Below are 23,203 nucleotides of genomic sequence, written 5' to 3' on the forward strand. Positions count from 1 at the left end.
GGTACGACTCCAAATCATTATTCTGACAAGCGCACATAGATGTCGAACTGTTCGCCCTGTCGCTCGACGGTCACTGTCATTTCCGTTGCGCCAGCCATCTGCTGCATTGCCTGCATGGCTTGCATGTTGTCCCGTAAATCCAGCCCGTTGATGCTGATGGCCAGGTCATTGGCCTGCAGCCCGCTCTGGTTGAAAAACTCAGGATTGCTGCCCGGGTTGAGGCGATAGCCGGTCATGCGGCCATCCACCTGAACCGGTGAAATATTGAGGTAATCGGTGATCTTGCCCGGATCGGCCATCAGCTCGCTGCGCAGGGAGCCAAGGGGGGCTGTGTTGGTCTGCGGCAGCGGCTTGCCATACTCCTCGCCATCCAGCATCAGGGTCTCGTCGCGGCCATCCCGCTCGATGATCACCCGATCCGGATAGACCTGCCGGATCCGCGCCTGGGTGCCGTCAATCATGTCACCGACCCCGTAGGAGTTCTGGATGCCGGACATGGCGATGATGGCGATGGATTTGGCGGGATCAGAGCTGGCCAATACCCCGTTGAGCTGGGCATTGAGCTGGGTACGCGGCGCATTGGCGGCCACGGCGGCTTTGGCTTGTGCCTTGGGGATCGCCTTGCCAAACAGTGCCAGTCGGCTTACCTCGCCCAGTTCAAGGCGCGGGTTGCTCTGGCCGTTGACCGCCACGGCGGAGGGTTGCCACGGTTGGCTGGTTTGCGGGCTTGCCAGGGTGAGCAGACGCCAGGTGAGGGCGGCGCTCTGCTGGGCCAGCATGATCAGCAGCGCCAGAAAGGCCACCTGGGTGACTCTGGTCATGGGAAGCTGCCGGCACTGGGCCAGCAGCATGGTCAAGATGTCATCCCTGAATCGTAGCGTCATATTAATCAACAAATTCCAGGCTCTGGGGCGGCTGCGTATTGTGTACGGCGGAGTGCTGTGACACAACGGGTCGGGGCGCGCCAAACCGTAAAAATGGATATTTCATCACACCGTAAACCTTTGAATGCTCACAAAAGTGGCACTCAGGTGAGGTGCATCCTGCTTGCCAGCAAACATCAGGGTACGGTGCGTACTCATCCTCGCCAATCCTGCAGCGCCTTGAGGGTCACGCTCTGTCCGGCGACCTGCAGCACTATGTATTGCTGGTCGATGGTAGCGAGCACGACCCCCGGGGCGATTTCGCTCCCCTCCCGGTATTCCCGGCCATTGAGCACTACGGCCCGCTTGGCGGGGTTGGAGGAGAACACATGAGAGCCATAGCTCAATTGCGGTACCTGCTGGCGCACCGACTGGGGTGCCGAGCCCAGCGCCATCAACTGGGCTGGTTGCACGTTGTTCTGGCCGGTGGCGTGTGGCGTCTCCTGCAATGGGGTTTCATTGAGGGCTTTCATCAGCTGCTCGGCCAGACTCAGCGCGGGGGTATTCCCCTGACTGGTCCCTTCGTTTTTGGCCACTGCTCTGGGTTGGGCCACCGGCTCCGGCAGGGGCGGGGGCAGTGGACGGGTCACCATTGCCTTGGGTTCGACCCGCACGAAGGGTGGAGTGATCACCTCTTTCACCTCCACCTTCTCCTCGATGGGGCGCAGGTGGATCAGATGCCAGCCATAGTTGGCGCCCGCCCCCAGCAGCAAGGCCAGGGGAGCCAGCAGCCAGCCGATACGGCGTGGGCTGCGCTCCTCTTCCCGGGGCATGGGCAAGCCCATGGCCGGAATATGGGCGGAGAGTTGCGGTTGCTGCGCTCGGTGCAGCGCTTTTAGCAGGGTAGACATCAGGAGGCCTCCTCCAGTCTGGGCATGGGTTCACCGGAGAGGGCGTTGAGACGCAGCAGGGTGTTGCTGCCAGCGATGCCATCAGGGGTGAGCCCCTGATCCCGCTGGAACTGCTGCAGCTTGTTCTTGAGCTCGCCATCGAAACGGCGCACCTTGCGTTCGGGTTGTTGCAGCGCACGGCTGAGGGCATTGTCGAGCCACTGAATCTGGGTCTGACCGGCATTGCTGGCGATCAGGCTGACGCCCCCTTTCGGCATGCGCCAGAGCAGGGTGTAGCTGCCGCCCCAGTTGTCGCTGAGCCACTGGCGATCCACCTGCCAGCTCTGGTCACCGATCATCAGGCTGGCCTTGTTCGGCCCCAGATTGACCAGGGTCGCGTAGTAGAGGCCGCCAGTCTGGTCAGTGAGCGTGATCATGGCGGGATACTGCAGGGCGCGCAGCTCGTCGAGGCTTGCCTCTCCCTCCTGACATCGCAGACCGGCACGGGGCGCATTGTCACAGGTTGCCTCGAACGGTTCCGGTTCATATCCCCAGACCCGATAGAGATTCTGCATGGCGCTGTCGGGGTCGATGGCCTGATTGATCGCCTCGGTCAGCTGCTCCTGCTGCTCGGCGGTCTCATCGATGGTGACCGGCACCTCGACCTTGACTACCGGACGGGTGGGGAACACGCCGAAAAATTGCCAGCCCCACCAGCCTGCGGCCACCAGCAGGGCGCCCGCCAGCGTCACCATCAGACCGGAGGCCCAGCTCCCTTCGTCCCGAACGCCATTGACCTCGAAGGCGGCCTGGCTGATATCGCTGTGGACAATCTTGTAGCTGCCACGGGCGAAAGCGGCGATCAGGGCGCGGTCACAGATGAGGTTGATGAAACGGGGGATGCCGCCACTCAGGCGATGAAGCGTCTTGATGGCGCGCGGGGTGAAGATGGGTTGTACGCAGCCTGCAACTTGCAGCCGGAAGCGGACGTAGGCATCCACATCGCTGTGAGAGAGCGGCAGCAGGTGATAGCGGGCGGTAATGCGCTGGGCCAGCTGGCGCAGCAGGGGTTGGCGCAGCATCTGTTGCAGCTCGGGCTGACCGATCAGCACCACCTGCAGCAGTTTTCGTTCGTCGGTTTCGAGGTTGGTGAGCAGACGCAGCTGCTCCAGTACGCCGGGCAGCAGGTGCTGCGCCTCATCCACCAGTACCACGCTGCGCTTGCCTGCCGCCAGGTTGGCCAGCAGGTGATCGCGAATAAGGTCGAACAGCCGCTTGATCCCGGCATCTTCGGGATAGGGGAGTTGAAACTCGTCACAGATGGCGGCCAGCAGATCCCGTTCGGTCAGAGAGGGATTGAGGATATAGGCGATCTCGGTCTCGGCGGGCAGCTGTTGCAGCAGGCAGCGGGAGACGGTGGTTTTGCCAGTGCCCACTTCGCCGGTCAGCAGCACAAAGCCGCCGCCATCCTGCAATCCATAGTTGAGATGAGCAAGGGCTTCGCCGTGGCGCTCGCTCATATAGAGGTACTTGGGATTGGGCGAGATGGAAAACGGGTGTTCCGAGAGGCCGAAGAACTGTGTGTACATGAGGGTATTCTTTTGTAGCCGGCGACAGATGAAAAATGTCTCCTGATGATAGCAAACCTCGCTTTCATTGGAAGCCATCATTGGCGCCGAAGGGCAAATTGCGGCCTTTTCCTGCCATCTTGTGATCCCGGTTGCGTCATTGGCACGAATCCAGGTCACAAAATGACAAAAAATAGCTGTAAATAAAGGGAAATATCAATATGGGCGCGGCGTGGCAAAGGCCGTCAGCATGTCGCTGAATCGGCGATCGCCAGACCTGTTTGTGTACAATTCATGACACCGGTCGCCCTGTCAGCCATCAGGGCAAGCTGGTCGGCATGTACTTGCTCAGTGGTGATCCTGAAACTGCGCGGCAATCTCCCTGAACTGCGCTTCGCAGGCGAGAAACGCCGCGACAATGCCGGGATCAAAATGGCTGCCGCTCCCCTTCACGATGATCTCCTTCGCTTCTTCATGGCTGAAAGCAGGTTTGTAGACCCGTTTCGAGATGAGGGCATCGTAGACATCCGCTACCGCCATCAAACGCCCGGAGAGGGGAATGTCCTCACCCGCCAGCCCAGCCGGATAGCCGCTGCCATCCCACTTTTCGTGGTGGGTGAGGGAGATCTCCCGGGCCAGCCGCAAGAAGGAGTTGGAGCCCAGCTGCGCCTCGGCACTCGCCAGCGCATCGGCGCCGATCTGCGGGTGGCGCTTCATGATGGCGAACTCTTCGTCGGTCAGCTTGCCCGGTTTGAGCAGGATTGCATCGGGAATGCCCACCTTGCCCACATCGTGCAGCGGGGCCGACTTGAACAGCAGGTCGATGGTGGCGTCATCGAGCGGATAGCGATCCCAATCGCTGCGACTGAGGTATTGCGCCAGCGCCTTCACATAGTGCTGGGTGCGGATGATATGGGCGCCGGTCTCGTTGTCACGGGTCTCTGCCAGCGAGGCGAGGCCGAGGATGGCCACGTCGCGGGTCAGGTTGAGCTCGTCACTGCGGGATTTCAGCTCGCCGATCATCTGATTGGTGCTGGCGGCGATAAGGCCAAACTCGTCATCCCGGGTGACCGGCACCCGGGCGTCGAAGTCACCACACTGTACTCTGGCCATTGTGCGGGTCTGCTGGCGCAGGGATAGGCCGAGATTGCGACCATAACCGTGGATGATGAGGGCGAGATAACAGAAGGTCACCGTCATTACGAAGGCGATCTCCCACAGGATGTAGTGCTGGGCATCGACCCTCGGCAGGCTGCGCTCCACCGTCACCAGCCACTCCAGATCCTTGTTGAACAGCAAGAAGAAGACGCCCCCCAGCAGGGTGAGGGTCGCCAGGGTAAAGAGGGTGAACTTGCGTGGCAGCGGCATGGCCAGCGGGTGGCTCAGTGCCAGGCTCTGCTCGGCTTGCCGTGCTCTGGCCCGATGCAAGTCTCGCTCCAGAGTCAGGTCGGCCGCTACCAGAAAGCCGAGGGTGGTCATCCCCAGCAGCACCTTGAGGTGACTCTCCAGCGGGAAGTTATGGGTCAGGGCGTTGTAGCCCGACAGCAGCAGTGCTCCCAGCAGGTAGAAACCCACCTCCAGTCCAAACCCGTCCAGCCCGTTGCGCGGCAGGGGCCGCCTTGAGAGCAGCCAATTGCGTACGGCGAACATGATGGCGAACGTCATCAGGGTCGGCCCCAGCAACTGGGGCAGGGTGAGACTCTCGAGAAACGGGCAAACCTGCCAGCCATAGAGACAAAATAGTGACAGGGTTACCCCGTAGTGCAGGGCGCAGCGCCCCGTGATCCTCTGCATATTCCCACCCATGTTGCTGGTTATTGTTATGTCGGCGGGAGGCCCGCCATTACAGGCGTCGCAGCAGCAAGCTACCGATGGAGTAGCCAGCGCCAAATGAGCAAAGTACGCCGCGAGCCCCCGCAGGAAGGTCGCGATTGTACAGATGAAACGCGATGATGGAACCCGCCGAGCTGGTATTACCATAGCTATCAAGAATGACCGGCGCTTCCTGCTGGCTGGCATCGTGGCCGAGCAGCTTGCGACCGATGAACTGGTTCATGGTGAGGTTGGCCTGATGGAGCCAGAGCCGGCTCAGGCTCTCGGCGGGCCAGCCCTGCTCGTCGAGCTTGCCGGCAATCTGGTCGCACACCAGCGGCAACACCTCCTTGAACACCTTGCGCCCCTGCTGGCGAAACAGCTTGTCGTCGCCGTAGCGGGTGCGCGGGCTTAGCCGGTTCAAAAAGCCGAAGTTGTTGCGGATGTTGTTGGAGTATTGAGTCACCAGCTTGCTGGCTACCAGTTGCCACGGACTGGCCACCTTGCAATCGGCCTCCCGCTCCAGCAGCACCGCGGTGCAGGCATCGCCGAAGATAAAGTGACTGTCTCTGTCCCGGAAATTGAGGTGCCCCGAGCAGATCTCCGGATTGACCACCAGCGCCACGTTGGCTGTGCCTGCCGCCAGCATGTCTGCGGCTGTCTTGATGCCGAAGGTGGCAGACGAGCAGGCCACGTTCATATCAAAGGCCATGCCGCTCGCCCCCAGATAGTGCTGCAGCTCGATGGCCAGCGCCGGGTAGGGGCGCGGCATGTTGGAGGCGGCCACGATCACCAGGTCGATCTCGCCGGGCTCGCGGCCGGCGGCGATCAGTGCCTGCTCGGCGGCGGCTACTGCCATCTCCACCATGATGGAGGGCATCTCATCGGGCCGCTCCGCCAGCAGCGGTTGCATGATGTCGGGGTTGAGTACCCCTTCGCGGCTCACCAGATAACGGCTCTTGATGCCGGACGCCTTCTCGATGAACTCGCAGCTGGAGTGCTGCTTGGCGGGGAGCTGGCCGGCGTCGATGGCGGAGGCGTTCTCCTCGTTGTAGAGATCCACATACTGGTTGAAGGCGGCCACCAGCTCTTCATTGCTGACGGCAAAGGGTGGGGTATAGAGGCCTGAGCCACTGATCACGATAGAGGTCATCTTTGCTCCTCGCCGGGTGCGTTCCCGGCTTGTCGGTTTATAGGGTAGAGAGGGTTACAGCTGGTCGATCGCTGCAGCGAGACCCGCCAGGGTCAGCGGATGCATCCGTCCGCCAACCACGTCATTCATCAGTTTGATGGAGGGATGCCAGAGCCACTCCCGGCGCGGGGTGGGATTGATCCACACCAGTTTGGGAAAGTGCTGCTGCAATCGGGTGAGCCACACCTGACCCGACTCCTCGTTCCACTGCTCGACGCTGCCGCCGGGCCAGGTGATCTCGTAGGGGCCCATGGTGGCATCCCCCACCAGGATCACCCGGTAGTCGCTGCCATAGGTGCGCAGCAGGCGCAGGGTATCGAACCGCTCCTCAAAGCGGCGGGCGTTATCCTTCCAGACGAAGTCGTAGAGGCAGTTGTGAAAATAGAAGTACTCCAGATGCTTGAACTCGTGGCGCAACGCAGAGAAGAGACGCTGCACCTCGGCCACGTGGGCATCCATGGAGCCTCCGACATCGAAGAAAACCAACAGCTTCACCCCGTTGTGGCGCTCGGGCCGCAGCTTCACATCGAGCCAGCCCTGGCGGGCCGAACTTTTTATGGTGTCGTCGAGATCCAGCTCGTCGGGATTGCCTCTGCGCACCCAGCGTCTGAGCTTGCGCAGTGCCAGCTGGATGGCGCGCTGGCCAAGCGGTGAGTCGTCGCTGAAGTTGCGATAGTGACGGGCCTCCCACACCTTGGCCGCCTTGCCGTGCTGCCCCTCTCCACCCATGCGCACCCCCTCTGGGTGAAAACCGCCATGGCCAAACGGGCTGCTGCCACCGGTCCCTACCCACTTGTTGCCACCGGCGTGGCGCTCTTTCTGCTCGCGTAATCGCTGGTTAAGGGTTTCAATCAGCTTGTCGAGTCCGCCAAGGGATTTGAGCAGCGCCTTCTCCTCTGGGCTCAACAGCCGTTCGAACTCCTTGCGCAGCCACTCCTCGGGCAGGCTCTCCGGCAGCAGGGGAATCGCTTCCAGCCCTTCGTAGTATTCGGCGAAGGCGCGATCGAAGCGATCGTAGTGGGCCTCGTCTTTTACCAGCAGGCAGCGGGAGAGTTGGTAGAACTCGTCCATATCGACAGCGACCAGCCAGGCTGCCAGCGCGGCGTGCAAGTCCAGCAGCTCACGTAGGCTGCACGGCAGCTTGTGGCGGCGCAGGTGGGTAAAAAAGTCGATCAGCATGGGTCAGCTGCCGCGTCGGGCCAGAAAGGCGAGCTTCTCGAAGAGATGCAGATCCTGCTCGGTCTTGAGCAGGGCGCCATATAGCGCGGGCACCAGCTTGCCGGGCTCGCGGGCGCGCATCGCCTCGGGGGCGATATCGTCGGCCAGCAGCAGGCGGATCCAGTCCAGCAGCTCCGAGGTGGAGGGTTTCTTGCGCAGCCCCTCTACCTCGCGCAGCTCGAAGAAGAGATCCATTGCCTCGCCAAGCAGGCTCTCCTTGAGGTCGGGGTAGTGGAGTTTGACGATGGCCTGCATCTCGGCCTTGTCGGGGAAGCGGATGTAGTGGAAGAAACAGCGGCGCAGGAAGGCATCCGGCAGCTCTTTTTCGTTGTTGGAGGTGATGATGACCACCGGACGCTGGCGCGCCTTGACTCGCTCGCCGGTCTCGTAGACGTCGAACTCCATCCGGTCCAGCTCCAGCAGCAGATCGTTGGGGAATTCGATGTCGGCCTTGTCGATCTCGTCGATCAGCAGCACAGGTCGCTGCTCGGCGCTGAAGGCCTGCCACAACTTGCCTTTACGAATGTAGTGGCTGATATCGGCCACTCTGGGGTCGCCGAGCTGGGAGTCCCGCAGCCGGGCCACCGCATCATATTCGTAGAGTCCCTGTTGGGCCTTGGTGGTGGACTTGATATGCCAGGCAATGAGGTCTGTGCCGAGATGGTCGGCGACCGCTTCCGCCAGCACCGTCTTGCCGGTGCCCGGCTCCCCCTTGATCAGCAGCGGTTTTTCGAGGGTGATGGCGGCATTGACAGCCATCTTCAATGCATCGGAGGCGAGATACTGGCTGCTTCCTGAAAATCCCATAACGTCGGTTCCTTTGACGATTGGCGCCCGGAGTCAGGGGCCAGAGAGAATAAGCTCTATATGTTGTAATACCATATGGTTATAACGAATAGTCACTTCTCATTCAGAAACCACAGGGTAATCTTGTTTCATCGTCGTAACAAACACAGGGATAGCGCCATGAGCAAAATTTTTGAGGACAACAGCCAGACTATCGGTCACACCCCGCTGGTTCGTCTCAACCGTGTAACCAAAGGTCGCGTGCTGGCCAAGATCGAGAGCCGCAACCCCAGCTTCAGCGTCAAGTGCCGTATCGGTGCCAACCTGATCTGGGATGCCGAGAAGCGCGGCATCCTGACCAAGGGTAAGGAGATCATCGAGCCCACCAGCGGCAACACGGGTATTGCTCTGGCCTTTGTCGCGGCAGCTCGCGGCTATCCCATCACCCTGACCATGCCGGCCACCATGAGCCTAGAGCGCCGCAAGCTGCTCAAGGCGCTCGGTGCCAATCTGGTGCTGACCGAAGGGCCCCTCGGCATGAAGGGGGCCATTGCCAAGGCCAACGAGATCCTCGAGTCCGAGCCGGGCAAGTATGTGTTGCTGCAACAGTTTGAAAACCCGGCCAACCCGGAGATCCACGAAAAGACCACCGGCCCCGAGATTTGGGATGCCACTGACGGCGAAGTGGATGTGTTCGTGGCCGGGGTCGGTACCGGTGGCACCATTACCGGTGTCTCCCGCTATCTGAAGCAGACTAAAGGCAAGGCGGTGGTCTCTGTCGCGGTCGAACCGGCCGAGTCGCCGGTCATCAGCCAGAAGCTGGCCGGGGAAGAGATTAAACCCGGCCCCCACAAGATCCAGGGGATCGGCGCCGGCTTTATCCCTGGCAACCTGGACCTCTCCCTTATCGATCGGGTGGAGAAGGTGACCAGCGATGAAGCCATCGAGATGGCCCGTCGCCTGATGGAGGAGGAGGGGATCCTGGCTGGTATCAGCTCCGGTGCTGCGGTGGTGGCAGCCAGCCGTCTGGCCGAGCTGCCGGAATTTGCAGGCAAAACCATAGTCGTCATCCTGCCGAGCGCGGCAGAGCGTTACCTCTCCAGCGCCCTGTTTGCCGGGGTGTTCAGCGAGCAGGAACTGCAGCAGTAACTGATCGGAATCTTTCAAAACAGCGGCGCTCCCAGGAGCGCCGCTTCTTTATGGGCTAGACTCAACCCCTGTTAGTGTCACTTGATCCTTATTTTTTGGGGTAAAATAACAAGTTCCGGAGTGAGAAAAAAAGCAGACATTCCGCTCTAAATCTCATATCCTGTGCGGCGTCACGCGGTGTTTGCTGGCTGGGTATCACAAAGTAACAAAGTGTTATTTTTCGTTATAAAATAATTTCAGACCAGTCCTGATGCGGCTTGTAGCCCAATAACTGAAAATTGCCAACCAGCGCGCCGATTACTGCACAGAAACTTGACCTGGATTAAACCATTGCGGGTCTGCTTTCGTTACTTTACAACATATCCATACTGACACGGTGGGTCAGGTTGCTTCAAAAACGACCAACCCACCAAAAAATATCAATAATATGGGGTGAAACCATGTACGAGAAGTCTGTTGTTATTACTGCTGAAAACGGCCTGCACACCCGTCCGGCAGCTCAGTTCGTGAAAGAAGCCAAAGAATTCCAAAGCGAGATCACTGTGGTCTCCGGTGGCAAGTCCGCCAGCGCCAAGAGCCTGTTCAAGCTGCAGACCCTGGGCCTGACCAAGGGTACCAACGTAACTATCCAGGCTGATGGCCCGGATGCTCAGCAAGCTGTTGAGAAGCTGGTTGCCCTGATGGACGAGCTGGAGTAATCCAGCTTTAGATTCCTCCCCCACAGTCGTTTTAATAGGAAGGATTATGATATCTGGCATTCTTGCGTCCCCCGGTATCGCATTCGGTAAGGCGCTTCTTCTGAAAGAAGATGAAATCGTTATCAATCAGGGCAAAATCTCTGCTGACCAGATTGATGCCGAGATCAACCGTTTCCTCGAAGCTCGTACCAAGTCAGCTACCCAGCTGGAAGCCATCAAAGAGATGGCCGGTCGCACCTTCGGTGAGGAAAAAGAGGCCATCTTCGAAGGCCACATCATGCTGCTCGAAGATGAGGAGCTGGAAGGGGATATCAAATCCTTCATCAAAGAGAACAAGGCTTCCGCTGACAAAGCCATCTATGAGGTGATCGAACAGTACGCCAAGATGATGGCCGAGCTGGATGACCCTTATCTGCGCGAACGCGCTACCGACTTCCGTGACATCGGTACCCGTCTGGTCAAGAACGTACTGGGCATCGCCGTTGTCAACCTGAGCACCATCGACGAAGAGGTGATCCTGGTCGCCAAAGACCTGACCCCGTCTGAAACCGCTCAGATCAACCTGAAATATGTGCTGGGTTTCGTTACCGACATCGGTGGCCGTACCTCTCACACCTCCATCATGGCCCGCTCTCTGGAGCTGCCGGCCGTGGTAGGCACCAACGACATCACCGAGCGCGTCAAGAACGATGACATGCTGGTGCTGGATGCGATCAACAACCAGATCATCATCAATCCGACCGCTGAACAGCTGACCGAAGCCAAGAAGTTCCAGGCTCAGTTCCAGGCCGAGAAAGATGAGCTGGCCAAGCTGAAAGATCTGCCTGCCATCACGCTGGATGGTCACCAGGTCGAAGTGTGCGCCAACATCGGTACCGTCAAGGATACCGAAGGTGCCATCCGCAATGGCGCCGAAGGCGTGGGTCTGTACCGTACCGAGTTCCTGTTCATGGACCGTGACGCGCTGCCGACCGAAGAAGAGCAGTTCAAAGCCTACAAAGAAGTGGCCGAAGCGATGCCGGATCAGCCGATCATCGTGCGTACCATGGACATTGGCGGCGACAAAGAGCTGCCGTACATGAATTTCCCGAAAGAGATGAACCCCTTCCTGGGCTGGCGTGCCGTGCGTATTTTCTTCGACCGCGAAGACATCATGCACGCTCAGCTGCGGGCCATCCTGCGCGCCTCTGCCTTCGGCAAACTGCGCATCATGTTCCCGATGATCATCTCTGTCGAAGAGTTCCGTAGCCTGAAAGCCACCGTAGAGACGCTGAAAGCCGAACTGCGTGCCGAAGGCAAAGCCTTTGATGAATCCATCGAAGTGGGTATCATGATCGAGACCCCGGCTGCTGCCGTGATGGCTCATCATCTGGCCAAGGAAGTGGATTTCTTCAGTATCGGTACCAACGACCTGACCCAGTACACTCTGGCTGTCGATCGTGGTAACGAGATGATCTCCGCCATGTACAACCCGCTGTCACCCTCCGTCCTGACCCTGATCAAGATGGTTATCGATGCGTCCCACGCCGAAGGCAAGTGGACCGGTATGTGTGGTGAACTGGCTGGTGACGAGCGCGCTACCCTGCTGCTGCTGGGTATGGGTCTGGATGAGTTCTCCATGAGCGCCATCTCTGTACCGCGTATCAAGAAGCTTATCCGCAACACCAACTTCGAAGATGTGAAGGCAATGGCTGATCAAGCACTGAGCTTTGCCACCGCCGCTGAAATCGAAGCATGCGTAGATAACTTTATTAAGCAGAAAGCAGTCTGCTAAGATCGGCTGCAAACAGCGACAAATCATCTCTAGGAGCTTTATATGGGTCTGTTTGATAAACTGAAGAAACTGGTTTCCGACGATAGCTCTGACACCGGCGGCATCGAAATCTTTGCTCCGCTGTCTGGCGAAATCGTGCCGATCGAAGATGTGCCTGACGTTGTCTTCGCCGAGAAGATCGTTGGTGACGGTATCGCCATCAAGCCGGCTGGCAACAAGATGGTTGCGCCGTGCGATGGTACCATCGGCAAGATTTTCGAGACCAACCACGCGTTCTCTCTGGAATCCGACTCCGGTATCGAGCTGTTCGTTCACTTCGGTATCGACACCGTTGAACTGAAAGGCGAAGGCTTTAAGCGTATCGCTCAGGAAGGCCAGCAGGTCAAGCGCGGCGACACCATCATCGAGTTCGATCTGGCCGTTCTGGAAGCGAAAGCCAAGTCTACCCTGACTCCGGTTGTCATCTCCAACATGGACGAGATCAAAGAGCTGATCAAAATGACTGGTGCCGTGACTGTGGGCGAGACCCCGGTTATCCGTATCAAGAAGTAATGCCCGGCTGGCTCACGCCAGTTGCGCAGTAAAAAACCGAAGCCTTGTGCTTCGGTTTTTTTATGGCCGCGAGTCGGCTTCCCTTTCTGGTGATCACTCTATTCCGTCGAGATGACAACCCGGTTACGGCCCTGATCCTTGGCCTGATAAAGGGCCCGGTCGGCCATCATCAGCAGATAGTCGATGCCCTCCTGCCCCTTCATGCTGGCACACCCCAGACTGATGGTGAGGGATAGCTGCTTCCCCTGCCATGGCAAGCGGGTGGTACTGACATGCTGGCGCAGCTGTTCGGCGCGCCGTGCCGCTTGCTCAATATCGCAACCAGGCAGGATCAGCAGGAACTCCTCCCCGCCCCAACGGGCCAGACTCTCCCCCGGCAACAGCTGACTCGCCATGGCGTGGGCGACGGCGCAGAGCGCGGCATCGCCAGCAGGGTGGCCGTAGCGGTCATTGACCTGCTTGAAATGGTCGATATCTCCCAACACCACCGAGAGGGGCTCACCCTGCAACCAAAGGGCTTGCAACTGTTGCTGGGCGCCACGCCGGTTGGTCAGTTCGGTGAGCTGATCGGTGCAGGAGAGGCGGCTCACCTCTTCCACCATGCACTGCAGGTCGTGGATATCGCGAAAGGTGACGATATGGCCATCCGGGATGGCATCGGCACCCAGCTGGGCAGTGACGATAAACCAGCGCGACTGACCGCTCTTGCAGCGGATCAGCGCAGGCATTTCGGCGACCTCCAGCCCTTGAGACAAGCTCTGTTCCACCTGGGAGTGCCAGGAGTCGATGATGGTGCGGCGATACCCTTCATCCGGGTAGGCGACCTGAAACCAGGAGGCCATGTCCGGCAGATCGTCAAGGTTGTAGCCCAGCTGCTCAATAAAGGCTTTATTCAGGAAGCGGTGGCGCCGCTGCGGGATCATGTCGGGTGAGCAGCCATCGTGACGGGCAATGGATTCGGACACCAGAATAGGCAGCGGGATCACATCGAAGGAGCGAAACAGGATCTGTTGCAGTTCTCGGTCATTCATAGGAAAAGCGGCTCCACGATGCATCTTTTACATGCTTTACCATAGGTCAGACCTGTTTGGTGGTAAACCGATTTATGGTGGTTCCGCCGCCGGTTTTTCAGCCAATGGCAAAGGCGAGAAAACGGCGGAGTTGTTTGCCGTGGCCGTATCGGGTGAAAGCTGGGCAGGCTGAGGAGAAGGGGTAGAGCAAAAGGGTCAAAAAAACCCACATGGTCAGGCACATGTGGGTCGGGAAAAACCAGGCAGGGTAAAACAGACACTCCCTGTGTCGGTCATCTTCAGCTCAGGTGGAGGTGGTCCATCTGCTGGAGCTTTTCGGGCCAGGGCCCCTGCTGGTGGTCACCAAATCTTCACACGCTCGGAAGGTGGCAGATAGAGCTTGTCTCCCGGCTTGATGGCAAAGGCGAGATAGAAGGCCGGCATATTCGCGACGACGCCATTGACCCGGTACTCCAGCGGCGAGTGGGGATCTGTCTTGAGCAGAACGGCAGCGAGCTCGGGCCGGTACTTCCCTTTCCACACCTGCGCCCAGCCGATAAAGAAGCGCTGCTCGCCGGTGAAGCCATCGAGCACCGCTGGCTGGCGGTTGCCCAGGGCGAGCTGGTACGCCTTGTGGGCGATGGTCAAGCCGCCGAGATCGCCGATGTTCTCGCCAAGGGTCAGCTGGCCGTTGACATGCTCCCCCTTGATGGGCTCGAAACGGTCGTACTGTTTCGCCAGTTTTTGCGCTCTGGCGGTGAACTCCTTGAGATCGGCCGGAGCCCACCAGTTGTGCAAGGCACCGTTGCCATCGAATTTGGCCCCCTGATCATCGAAACCATGGCTCAGCTCGTGACCGATGACCGCGCCGATGGCGCCATAGTTGACCGCATCATCCGCCTTCAGATCGAAGTAGGGTGGTTGCAGTATGGCTGCCGGGAAGACGATCTCGTTGTTGTTCGGGTTGTAGTAGGCGTTCACCGTCTGCGGATTGTCGAACCACTCCTCCCGATCCACCGGTTGATGGAGGCGGGCAAGGTGCTCGTTGTAACGCACCGTGGCCGCGCGCTGGGCATTGCCGACCAGATCATCGGGACGGATCTCGATTGCGCTGTAATCCTGCCACTGGTCGGGATAGCCGATCTTGACCCGTACCTTCTCCAGTTTCGCCAGCGCCTGCTGTTTGGTCGGGGTAGACATCCAGTCGAGCCCGCCGATCTCCTGGCGATAGGCGGCGATCAGATTGCGCACCATGGTCGCCATCTGCGCCTTGGCTTCGGCCGGGAAGTAGCGCTCCACGTAGAGTTTGCCCACCGCCTGACCCAGATAGTCGTCCAGCACCTCCATGGCCTGCTTCCAGGGCTCCCGCTGACGGGGGATGCCGCTCAGGGTCGTGCCGTAGAAAGCGAAGTGCAGGGCATTGCTCTGGCTGTCGAGATAGGGCGCATAAGTGCGTAGCAGATGGAACAGGCAGTAGGATTGCCACTGCGCGATGCTGGTCTCCTGCATCACGGCGGTCAGCTTCTCCAGATAGTCCGGCTCACTGACGATGATCTCGGTTTCCCCGGCGATACCGGCCTCTGCCAGGTAGCGTTGCCAATCCAGTGTGGGCAGCAACTGACTTAGGCGGGCGATGGGCAGTTTGTTGTAGGTGAGGTTGTCATCCCGCCGCTTGACTCTGCCCCACTGCAGGCTGGCCAGCCGGGTCTCCAGCGCCAAAATGCGATGAGCCTGTTCGCTCGCCCCCTTGATGCCTGCATGGTTGAGCAGGGCTCTAATGAATTGCTCGTAGCTGGCCCGCAGAGCCTTGCTGGCGGCATCTTCTTTCAGGTAGTAGTCCCGATCCGGCAGACCGAGACCGGATTGCTGCAGATAGATCCCGTAGCTGTCAGGCTGCTTCTTGTCGGCCATGAACCCGATACCAAAGGGAGCGCCGCCGCCCAGCTTGTTAACACGGGCAAAGTAGGTGGCTAGCGAGGCGCCGTCATGGATGGCCATGATCTCGTCGCGCAGTGGCTGAATGGGGGTCAGCCCTTTGGCATCCCGTCCTGCCTGATCCAGATAGCTGGCGTAGAGATCGGCGATCTGCTGGCGAGGGGTTCCGGCCTGTTGCGGGCGCTTGAGCAGCTCCTCCAGCAACACCTTGCGATCCTCCAGCGACTTGTCCGCCAGCAGATTGCCGATGGTCTGTCCCGGCAGGTCATCCGGTATTTGGGTCCGGGCCAGCCAGTTGCCGTTGACGTGGCGAAACAGATCGTCCGCCGCTCGCACGCTGTTATCCATACTGGCCAGATCCACCCCGGAGTGGCTGCCAGTGGCACCGGCGCATGGGACGAGGCCAAGCAGGGCCAGCGCAATGAGGCTGGCGATCATGCTGCGTTGCTGTTTCATCGTGTGTGTCCTGTATGGGGTGAATTGGCTGTACCCGATGCTCAATCAGCTGCGAACGACCGAGAGGAAGCGACCGTCGTGATTGAAGGTGCAGGTAAAGTCGACCGCATCATCGTCGGTCTCGTACTGGCCATAGACCTTGTATCTGTGGCCACTCTCTTCTGCCGACTCGGTGGTGATATCGCGCGGGGAGACATGGAATTTGCTGGCCGCTTCCCCCGAGCAGTAACGGGGCATCTTGCTGGTGGCCATATGCTGGTCATCGCTATCGTCATGCTGGCCATCATGCTCGTGTTTGTTATCGCTGTGCTTTTTCCCGGCGTAATAGCCAGCGGCGCCGATGGCCCCCAGCGCAGCTGCACCTATCAGGACTTTCTTGGTGTCCATATTCTGGCAGCCGCTTAATGCCAGACAGGCGGCTATTCCCATTACCATCAAGGGGTGTTTCATCTCTCGGATCCTTTCAATTATCAAATGAGCAAGTCGGTGTCAGCCGGGCGGTGGTCACAGTGCCCGGCGCTGGAATGGCGCCACTTTGCAATGGACAGGATGAAGAGGACACTCAAATAAAATTAAAAAAAGTTATAAAAATCCGGGAGCCGGAGCGAGCGCGGTATGGGGTAAGCGGTGAGGGGAGAAGGGCGCAGGTTTAATCCATGCGGTAAGTAGTGGTGTGGGGCAAGTGTTTGTTTTTAGACTTTTATTTCTCTTTATATTTTATCAAGGGTGATGGCTGCCTGTTGTGCGGCGGCCAGCCATGTTGGCAATGGATAACTGTCGCTATCTTCATAAACTGGGCATAAAAAAGCCGCTCACCTGGGTGAGCGGCTGTTGTCATCAGATCAATGCAGTTCGCTATTCAGGCTGGCTGCTTGCCATCTTCTGCGGGCGGCGGCAGGGCGGCGGAGTTGGACTCCACCTTCTGCTCTTCGCCCTGCATGTTCTTGATGTAGACATCCATCTGGTTGAAGGCGATCTCGATGCCGTTCTCGCGGAACAGCTGGTCGATCTTGCGGTTCAACTCGTCCACCGCCGGGTTGCGATCCCCCAGTTCGCTCACGAAGAAGCGCAGCTCGTGATCCAGGGTGCTGGCGCCAAAGGTGAGGAAGTAGACGATGGGGGCCGGGTCTTTCAGCACGCGGCTGTTTTCGTCGGCCGCCTGTTTGAGCAGGGTACGGGTCAGTTCCAGATCCGAGCCATACGCCACGCCCACCCGCACGATCACCCGGGTGACGGTGTCACTCAGCGACCAGTTGATGAGCCGTTCTGTCATCAGCTGCTGGTTGGGGATGATCACCTCTTTGCGGTCGAAGTCGGTCAGGGTGGTGGCGCGAATGCGGATCCGCGAGACGGTACCGGAGAAGGAGCCGATGGTGACGGTGTCACCGATCCGCACCGGACGCTCGAACAGGATGATGATGCCGGAGACGAAGTTGGAGAGGATCTCCTTCATGCCGAAACCGATACCGACTGACAGACCACCCGCTACCCACTGCAGCTTGTCCCACTGCACGCCCATCATGGAGAGAGCGGTGAGGGAGCCAAAGCCGATCAGCACGTAGTTGAGCATGGTGGTGATGGCGTAGGCGGTACCCTGAGCCAGGTTGAGCTTGGAGAGCACCAGCACCTCCAGCAAGCCCGGCAGGTTGCGCGCCAGTGACCAGGCACCGCCGAGCAGCAGGAAGCCGATCAGCACGTCACTCAGGCTGATGGGGAACAGCACGGCGTTGGCGCCGGTGCCTTCACTGCGGTGCCACAGCACCATGCTGTCGAGGTAAGAGAATACCGCGACCAGATCGGACCAGAGCCAGTAGAAGGCGACGCCGAAGATCAGCATCAGCACGGTACGGGTCAGACGCAGGGACTGCTGGCTGACATCCTCCAGATCCATGGGCTGCTCTTCGATGGACTCGCCACCTTCCGCATCTTCCGAAGATTTGTGCTCACGCTTGGCCACCGCACGGCGGTAGGCCAGACGACGGGCAGCCAGCTCCAGACCACGCAGGGCGGTGCGGTAGACCAGGCTCCAGATGATGATGAGGTAGAAGGATTCGATCAGGCGACCGGTCAGCTTCAGCGCGGTGTAGTAGTAACCGAGCACCGCCAGCACGATCAGCGCCACCGGCGCCAGCGCCAGTGCGATGGCGATCAGCGACTTCTGCATGCTCGCCTCGCCCTTGATGCGGGCGCGGGAGATGGGGAACACCAGATAGGCGGCCAGCCCCAGCAGGGTCAGGGTCATGGCCTGGCCGATCACGTCGTTGCCCAGGGTGGAGGGTTCAACCACTGCCTTGGTTGCGAGCATGATGAGCGGCAGCAGTGGCAACCAGATGTAGCGCATGCTGTTGCGCTTGGCTTGCAGCTCCGCTTTCGGGATCCGGAAGTGGGTTTCGGCGATGCCGCCCGGGCGCATCACCGCCAGATAGACGCTGAACACCAGATAGCCGAGGGCGAGGTTCAGGGTGATCTGGAACATCAGCTTGGGACTGAGCAGACCGCAGTAGGTGAGCAGCAGACCGCCAGCCAGAATGAACATGCTGCCCGGCAGGCGTTGCAGCACTGTATAGAGCAGGGCGCGCGGGGTGTGCCACTGGCTGTCCTGACGGAAACGGCCAAGGTCCTTGGTGATCTTCTTCTCGCGCTCAACCAGCGCCGGACGTTTCCAGACCAGCAGGCCGCCGATCAGCAGCAGCGGGAAGGCGAGCAGGGAGATCCCCAGCAGCTCTTCGCGCCAACGTTTCCAGTCCGGTTTCAATACCCAGTCGGAGGCCTGTTTGTAGGCCTGGGCGGGCCAGCTGATAAACCACTTGCTGTCGATGGGCTTGTTGCTGCTTACCCAGAAGATGTGTTGCTGCAGGGTAAATTCGATAGAGGCATAGACCCTCGCCAGTTGCTGCTGGGTCAGCTGCAGGCTGATGGCGTTGGTGAGCTGGCTGTCGAGTTGGCGGTTGAGCTGATCGAGCAGATTGATACGGGTATCGAGCAGCTTGGCAAGGCTCTCCTTGTCCTCCTCGCTGACCGGATCCTTGCTGCCGGCGATCAGATTGTCCAGATAGAGGTTCTTCTGGAACAGCTGGTCACGCTGCTGGCTCAGTTCAAACTGGGCCAGATGGAGATCGGCGATCTGCTCTTCCAGGTTTTTGACGGCGATGGTGGGCGCCGCTTCCAGCTGCTGGTAGAGCTGATAGAGGATGCGTGACAGCAGCAGATTGCCCTTGAGCATCTGCACCTGTTCATTGAGGTTGCGCTCGGTCTGGATGCCGCGCTCCAGCCAGCTCTTGGCTTGCAGGTTTTTCTGGACCAGCGAGTTGAGGCTGGTGGTGGCACCGATCAGCTGCTGGCTGAGCTGGTGGTTGAGCTCCTGCTCTTTTTGCACCAGCGGGCTGTCTTCGGTCGCCACCAGTTCACCGGTCTGCTCGGCGGTTTTTTCTGTGTCGCCGAGGCGCTTGGCGCTGCTCTGATCCTGCAACAGCTGCAGTTTCTGCTCTTCGCTGGCGAGACGGGCACTCTGGTAGTCGCGCTGCTTGATCGCCAGATCCTGCATGCTGGTTCGGTTATCCAGCTCCTTTTGCAGGTGGGCCAGTTGCAGGTCGAGCAGGGCCAGCTCGGCACCGAGCTTCATCTTCTCGGCGCTGGAGACGCTTTCACCGGCGTTGAGGCGGGTACGGATCTCCTGACTGCGCTGGTAGGCGCGGCTCATGCTGGCCTGGGCCCGCTCCGGCAGGGTCTGCAAGCTGGTGAGCTGGCTGCCGATGGCGCCGAGGGCCTCCTGGGCCGCCTGCATGTTGGCCAGCACTTCCGGCTGACGGCTGTCGAGCTCTGCCAGACTCATGCTGGCGTATTCGCTCTTGATCTGCTCGGCACTCTTGCCCTTGGTCAGAGCATCGAGCTTGGCGCTGATCTCTCTGAGTTCGGTGGGCAGGTTGCGGATCCGCTGGGCCTGGGTCTTGGCCTTTGCCTCTTCCTTGTCGATGCTGTCGAGCAGGGCGAGGGTTTCGGTCAGCAACTTCTGATCCGCTTGCTGACTGACGGTCAGGGTCTCTGATTTACCCAGACCATCCAGCGCTCGCTGAACTGCGTTGCGAGAGGGGACATCTTGCGCCATGGCTTGCGGGACGCAGAGGCTGGCGAGGAGACAGAGCAGCGGCAACAAGGTAGCCGAGACTCTTTTAAAACGTATTGAGGGCATATAACTTCCGGGTTATTACGCGATATTCGGGAGATTTCCCGCATAGATTAAATTCGCGTGGATTCTAACACCGGGCTTGTCAGGTAAGCAGGGGGGAGGGACAAAAAAAACGGCGCCCGCAGGCGCCGTTTTCAACTCGTTCAGCTCTGATTAAAGAACGTGAACAGAAGCGGTGTTGGTGGTGCCGCTCGGTACCAGAGCACCGGAGACCATCACAACCACGTCACCTTTCAGACCCATGCCGATTTCCAGCGCGGCTTCTTTACCGATGCGATAGAAATCGTCGGTAGAGGCGATGCTGTCAACCACGTGGGCAACCACACCCTTGGTCAGAACCAGCTGGGCAGCAGTTTTCTTGTTGGTGGTGATAGCCAGGATCCAGGCTTTCGGGAAGTACTTGCGAATGGCCTTGGCAGACTTGCCGCCTTCGGTAGCAACCACGATCAGCGGGGCGTCCAGCTTCTCGGAGGTCTCTACGGCGCCTTTACATACGGCTTCGGTGATGCGCAGCTTGTTGCTGTCGTTGGCAGCAGACAGGTTGGACGGCATCACGGCATCGGTACGCTCGCAGATGGTGGCCATGATGGTCACGGCTTCCAGCGGGTACTTACCCTTGGCGGATTCACCGGACAGCATCACTGCGTCGGTACCGTCCAGGATGGCGTTGGCCACGTCACCAGCTTCGGCGCGGGTCGGACGCGGGTTCTTGATCATGGAGTCCAGCATCTGGGTGGCAGTGATAACCACTTTGCGGGCTTTGTTGCACTTGGCGATGATCATCTTCTGGGCGAAGATAACTTCTTCAACCGGGATCTCTACACCCATGTCGCCACGAGCAACCATGATGCCGTCGGAAACAGCCAGGATCTCGTCGAAGTTGTCCAGACCTTCCTGGTTTTCGATCTTGGAGATGATCTGGATGTTCTCGCCACCGTGGGCTTTCAGGTGCTCACGGATTTCCAGAACGTCTTCTTTCTTGCGGATGAAAGAAGCAGCAACGAAATCAACGCCTTGCTCGCAACCAAAGATCAGGTCGCGCTTGTCTTTCTCGGCCAGGGCCGGCAGCTTGATGGAGACGCCCGGCAGGTTAACGCCTTTGTTTTCGCCCAGGTCACCGTTGTTCAGCACTTTACAGATAACTTCGCGCTCGGTGATTTCGATAACGTCCAGACCGATCAGGCCGTCATCAACCAGAATGCGGTTGCCGACGCGCAGATCGTTGGCGAAACCTGCATAGGTCACGGCCACTTTGTCTTTGTTGCCAACCACGGTCTGGTCGGTGGTGAAGGTGAAAGTCTGGCCAGCGACCAGCGCGACGTCGTTGCCGCCTTCCAGCTTCATGGTACGGATTTCCGGACCCTTGGTGTCCAGCAGGATAGCTGCGTGCTTGCCGGTCTCGGCCATTACAGCGCGCAGGTTGCTGATGCGGCTGCCGTGCTCGGCGTAGTCACCGTGGGAGAAGTTCAGGCGCATGACGTTCATGCCGGCGTCCAGCATTTTGGCCAGCATTTCTTTGGATTCGGTCTTCGGACCGATGGTGCAGACAATTTTGGTCTTTTTCATGTCAATCTTCATGGTTAAGGAATTTCCGCCGAGCAATATACACCAGTTTTTGGAATCTTTTTATGATCCAGAAACAACGTTTTGACCAGATAACGTTTTCTTTTCAGGGATAACGTTTTCCTGTGAGTCACATTTTAGAGCATACGGCCACAGGTTCGGGCTGAAGGGATACAAATGTTGCCATCTGTGGTTGTTTGGCCGGGTTGAGGTTCAGATGTTGTAAAATGACCACCCATCCGCTGTCACCGTCTTGTCACCGGCTTGCGCAAAAATGTTAGTTCATTGGCGCAAGGGTGAAGGAGGTCGGGATGAAAAACAGCCATGAAACCGGATGGGCTCTGCTCTTGCTGGGCGCCGCCCTGCTACTGGTTCAGACACTGCCAGCCCGCTACTGGCCTGATAATGCCAGTCTGCTGGCGATCTTCTCCCATCCAGTGAAAGGGGAGGCGGCCGCCGAGGGATTGGCGTGGCGAGAGTGGCAGGATCACAGTGCAGCGACCCGGATGGCGCTTCGTGTAGCCCGACCGCTGCCGGATGCTCCTCAGCCTTGATATCTATTGCTGTTTACCGGTCGTGAAGGCGTGGGATTATCAACCATTGATTGATAGTTCTTATCTATCTTGCTGGATTGTTCACCTTTAATGGTGGGAGGATAATCGATTCCAACAGCGATATCCCCTCCGGTATCGCCCCCTGATACCTTGTTGGAGTCTGCTTTATGTCCCTCGCCCCCGTCTGGTTTATCTCTCACGGCGCACCGGATCTGGTGCTGCGTGAGCAACCCGCCACTCGCTTTCTGCGAACCTTGCGTCTGGGTGAGCTCAAGGGGCTGGTGGTCATCTCTGCCCACTGGTTCAGCCGCGAGCTGCAGATCAACGTCGAGCCCAAACCGGCCTTGATGTACGACTTTTACGGCTTCCCCGAGCCCCTCTACCGGATGCGCTGGCCTGCCAGCAGCCCCGAGTGGCTGCAACAAGGGGTGAGCGACCAGCTGGCACTGGCCGGACTGACCGCCACCCCGGTGCGGCGCGAGCTGGATCACGGGGTCTGGTCGCCCCTATCCCTGATCGACCCAAACAGCGAGATCCCGCTGGTGCAGATCTCCATTCCCGCGAGCTTCACCCTGGCCCAGTTGTGGCAGTTGGGAGAGGTATTGGGGGAGCTGCGCAGTCAGGGGATTGGCATCCTCGCCTCCGGTGCCATCACCCACAACCTGCGGGCGCTGGCGCCGGAAGGCTCGCCAGTGCCGGAGTGGGCCAGCCAGTTTGTCGACTGGCTGGAGCAGAAGATGGCCGACGAGGATCGTCTGGCGTTGCTCGACTATCGCCAGCAGGCTCCCGGAGCGGTGGAGTCCCATCCCCACGATGACCACCTGCGCCCGCTCTTTGTGGCGTTGGGGGCGGCCGATGGTGTGGCGCCCACCCGGCTGCACGAGAGCTGGGATGGCGGCAGCCTCTATATGGGCGCCTACCGCTTCGGTTGATAGCCTCTCAGCAAGACCCCGCCAATTGGCGGGGTCTTGTTATTTACAGCGTGGTGGACCGATGG

General features: G+C 59.3%; 18 protein-coding genes. 6 read left to right on the forward strand and 12 right to left on the reverse strand.

Annotated elements, in window-relative coordinates; translation table 11 throughout:
• Positions 1 to 17: 17 nt before the first annotated feature.
• From exeC to AB5Y71_RS14305, 7 genes are all read right to left on the reverse strand, one after another.
• Positions 18 to 851 (reverse strand): GspC family type II secretion system variant ExeC, encoded by an 834-nt coding sequence (gene exeC, locus AB5Y71_RS14275; protein WP_368171967.1) that lies wholly within the window; start codon positions 849 to 851, stop codon positions 18 to 20.
• A 227-nt stretch (positions 852 to 1,078) separates the two neighbouring features.
• Positions 1,079 to 1,774 (reverse strand): GspB family T2SS assembly factor variant ExeB, encoded by a 696-nt coding sequence (gene exeB / locus AB5Y71_RS14280; protein WP_216948209.1) that lies wholly within the window; start codon positions 1,772 to 1,774, stop codon positions 1,079 to 1,081.
• Positions 1,774 to 3,342: an ExeA family protein gene (locus AB5Y71_RS14285; RefSeq protein WP_040065846.1), complete on the reverse strand. Its 1,569-nt coding sequence runs from the start codon at positions 3,340 to 3,342 to the stop codon at positions 1,774 to 1,776. The genes exeB and AB5Y71_RS14285 overlap by 1 nt, the downstream gene beginning before the upstream one ends.
• A 327-nt stretch (positions 3,343 to 3,669) precedes the next feature.
• Positions 3,670 to 5,115: an HD domain-containing phosphohydrolase gene (locus tag AB5Y71_RS14290; protein WP_368171853.1), complete on the reverse strand. Its 1,446-nt coding sequence runs from the start codon at positions 5,113 to 5,115 to the stop codon at positions 3,670 to 3,672.
• Between the two features lie 49 nt (positions 5,116 to 5,164).
• Entirely contained in the window at positions 5,165 to 6,286 is a 1,122-nt protein-coding gene (locus AB5Y71_RS14295) for a beta-ketoacyl-ACP synthase III (RefSeq protein WP_368171854.1), read from the reverse strand.
• 54 nt (positions 6,287 to 6,340) lie between these two features.
• Positions 6,341 to 7,504: a VWA domain-containing protein gene (locus AB5Y71_RS14300; RefSeq protein WP_368171855.1), complete on the reverse strand. Its 1,164-nt coding sequence runs from the start codon at positions 7,502 to 7,504 to the stop codon at positions 6,341 to 6,343.
• Between the two features lie 3 nt (positions 7,505 to 7,507).
• Positions 7,508 to 8,350: a MoxR family ATPase gene (locus tag AB5Y71_RS14305; protein ID WP_013723987.1), complete on the reverse strand. Its 843-nt coding sequence runs from the start codon at positions 8,348 to 8,350 to the stop codon at positions 7,508 to 7,510.
• A 159-nt stretch (positions 8,351 to 8,509) separates the two neighbouring features.
• Here AB5Y71_RS14305 and cysK point away from each other — a divergent pair, with 159 nt between their 5' ends.
• The 4 genes from cysK to crr all read left to right on the forward strand — a co-directional run bounded on the left by cysK (position 8,510) and on the right by crr (position 12,502).
• A complete protein-coding gene (cysK, locus tag AB5Y71_RS14310; RefSeq protein ID WP_005338267.1) occupies positions 8,510 to 9,478 on the forward strand; it encodes a cysteine synthase A in 969 nt (322 codons plus the stop codon).
• 440 nt (positions 9,479 to 9,918) lie between these two features.
• Positions 9,919 to 10,176 carry an HPr family phosphocarrier protein gene (locus tag AB5Y71_RS14315; RefSeq protein ID WP_005338266.1) on the forward strand — a complete coding sequence of 86 codons (258 nt, stop codon included), beginning with the start codon at positions 9,919 to 9,921 and terminating at the stop codon, positions 10,174 to 10,176.
• Positions 10,177 to 10,222: 46 nt separating this feature from the next.
• The gene (ptsI, locus tag AB5Y71_RS14320; protein WP_368171856.1) at positions 10,223 to 11,950 is read left to right on the forward strand and encodes a phosphoenolpyruvate-protein phosphotransferase PtsI; all 1,728 of its coding nucleotides are present in this window, start codon (positions 10,223 to 10,225) and stop codon (positions 11,948 to 11,950) included.
• Positions 11,951 to 11,992: 42 nt separating this feature from the next.
• Positions 11,993 to 12,502: a PTS glucose transporter subunit IIA gene (gene crr / locus AB5Y71_RS14325; protein ID WP_005338264.1), complete on the forward strand. Its 510-nt coding sequence runs from the start codon at positions 11,993 to 11,995 to the stop codon at positions 12,500 to 12,502.
• A gap of 98 nt (positions 12,503 to 12,600) precedes the next feature.
• Here the strand turns inward: crr and AB5Y71_RS14330 are convergent, their stop codons facing one another.
• The 5 genes from AB5Y71_RS14330 to pykF all read right to left on the reverse strand — a co-directional run bounded on the left by AB5Y71_RS14330 (position 12,601) and on the right by pykF (position 21,655).
• The gene (locus AB5Y71_RS14330) at positions 12,601 to 13,533 is read right to left on the reverse strand and encodes a GGDEF domain-containing protein (protein ID WP_368171857.1); all 933 of its coding nucleotides are present in this window, start codon (positions 13,531 to 13,533) and stop codon (positions 12,601 to 12,603) included.
• A gap of 339 nt (positions 13,534 to 13,872) precedes the next feature.
• Positions 13,873 to 15,903 carry a M13 family metallopeptidase gene (locus tag AB5Y71_RS14335; protein ID WP_368171858.1) on the reverse strand — a complete coding sequence of 677 codons (2,031 nt, stop codon included), beginning with the start codon at positions 15,901 to 15,903 and terminating at the stop codon, positions 13,873 to 13,875.
• Between the two features lie 45 nt (positions 15,904 to 15,948).
• On the reverse strand, positions 15,949 to 16,353 hold the full coding sequence (locus tag AB5Y71_RS14340; RefSeq protein WP_106842474.1) for a hypothetical protein: 405 nt from the start codon (positions 16,351 to 16,353) through the stop codon (positions 15,949 to 15,951).
• Positions 16,354 to 16,762: 409 nt separating this feature from the next.
• On the reverse strand, positions 16,763 to 20,092 hold the full coding sequence (gene mscK, locus AB5Y71_RS14345) for a mechanosensitive channel MscK (protein WP_058057772.1): 3,330 nt from the start codon (positions 20,090 to 20,092) through the stop codon (positions 16,763 to 16,765).
• Positions 20,093 to 20,242: 150 nt separating this feature from the next.
• Complete coding sequence (gene pykF, locus AB5Y71_RS14350) at positions 20,243 to 21,655, reverse strand: pyruvate kinase PykF (RefSeq protein ID WP_031227651.1); 1,413 nt, start codon at positions 21,653 to 21,655, stop codon at positions 20,243 to 20,245.
• A gap of 308 nt (positions 21,656 to 21,963) precedes the next feature.
• On the opposite strand from pykF, the gene AB5Y71_RS14355 reads away from it, so the two are divergent.
• Together AB5Y71_RS14355 and AB5Y71_RS14360 are read left to right on the forward strand one after the other, a co-directional pair.
• On the forward strand, positions 21,964 to 22,206 hold the full coding sequence (locus AB5Y71_RS14355) for a hypothetical protein (RefSeq protein WP_058057771.1): 243 nt from the start codon (positions 21,964 to 21,966) through the stop codon (positions 22,204 to 22,206).
• Between the two features lie 167 nt (positions 22,207 to 22,373).
• Entirely contained in the window at positions 22,374 to 23,138 is a 765-nt protein-coding gene (locus tag AB5Y71_RS14360; RefSeq protein WP_368171859.1) for a class III extradiol ring-cleavage dioxygenase, read from the forward strand.
• Positions 23,139 to 23,203: the final 65 nt, after the last annotated feature.

Origin of the sequence: Aeromonas sp. R9-2 (assembly GCF_040908025.1) — a bacterium.
Classification (GTDB): Bacteria; Pseudomonadota; Gammaproteobacteria; order Enterobacterales; family Aeromonadaceae; genus Aeromonas; species Aeromonas veronii.

Bases quoted from the DNA above. Each gene is read 5' to 3' on its own strand.
- cysK (WP_005338267.1), top strand. From the start codon at position 8,510: ATGAGCAAAATTTTTGAGGACAACAGCCAGACTATCGGTCACACCCCG.
- mscK (WP_058057772.1), bottom strand. From the start codon at position 20,092: ATGCCCTCAATACGTTTTAAAAGAGTCTCGGCTACCTTGTTGCCGCTG.
- AB5Y71_RS14315 (WP_005338266.1), top strand. From the start codon at position 9,919: ATGTACGAGAAGTCTGTTGTTATTACTGCTGAAAACGGCCTGCACACC.
- exeC (WP_368171967.1), bottom strand. From the start codon at position 851: ATGCTGCTGGCCCAGTGCCGGCAGCTTCCCATGACCAGAGTCACCCAG.
- ptsI (WP_368171856.1), top strand. From the start codon at position 10,223: ATGATATCTGGCATTCTTGCGTCCCCCGGTATCGCATTCGGTAAGGCG.
- AB5Y71_RS14305 (WP_013723987.1), bottom strand. From the start codon at position 8,350: ATGGGATTTTCAGGAAGCAGCCAGTATCTCGCCTCCGATGCATTGAAG.
- AB5Y71_RS14360 (WP_368171859.1), top strand. From the start codon at position 22,374: ATGTCCCTCGCCCCCGTCTGGTTTATCTCTCACGGCGCACCGGATCTG.
- AB5Y71_RS14330 (WP_368171857.1), bottom strand. From the start codon at position 13,533: ATGAATGACCGAGAACTGCAACAGATCCTGTTTCGCTCCTTCGATGTG.
- crr (WP_005338264.1), top strand. From the start codon at position 11,993: ATGGGTCTGTTTGATAAACTGAAGAAACTGGTTTCCGACGATAGCTCT.
- AB5Y71_RS14335 (WP_368171858.1), bottom strand. From the start codon at position 15,903: ATGAAACAGCAACGCAGCATGATCGCCAGCCTCATTGCGCTGGCCCTG.
- AB5Y71_RS14295 (WP_368171854.1), bottom strand. From the start codon at position 6,286: ATGACCTCTATCGTGATCAGTGGCTCAGGCCTCTATACCCCACCCTTT.
- AB5Y71_RS14340 (WP_106842474.1), bottom strand. From the start codon at position 16,353: ATGAAACACCCCTTGATGGTAATGGGAATAGCCGCCTGTCTGGCATTA.
- AB5Y71_RS14285 (WP_040065846.1), bottom strand. From the start codon at position 3,342: ATGTACACACAGTTCTTCGGCCTCTCGGAACACCCGTTTTCCATCTCG.
- AB5Y71_RS14290 (WP_368171853.1), bottom strand. From the start codon at position 5,115: ATGCAGAGGATCACGGGGCGCTGCGCCCTGCACTACGGGGTAACCCTG.
- AB5Y71_RS14355 (WP_058057771.1), top strand. From the start codon at position 21,964: ATGAAAAACAGCCATGAAACCGGATGGGCTCTGCTCTTGCTGGGCGCC.
- AB5Y71_RS14300 (WP_368171855.1), bottom strand. From the start codon at position 7,504: ATGCTGATCGACTTTTTTACCCACCTGCGCCGCCACAAGCTGCCGTGC.
- exeB (WP_216948209.1), bottom strand. From the start codon at position 1,774: ATGTCTACCCTGCTAAAAGCGCTGCACCGAGCGCAGCAACCGCAACTC.
- pykF (WP_031227651.1), bottom strand. From the start codon at position 21,655: ATGAAAAAGACCAAAATTGTCTGCACCATCGGTCCGAAGACCGAATCC.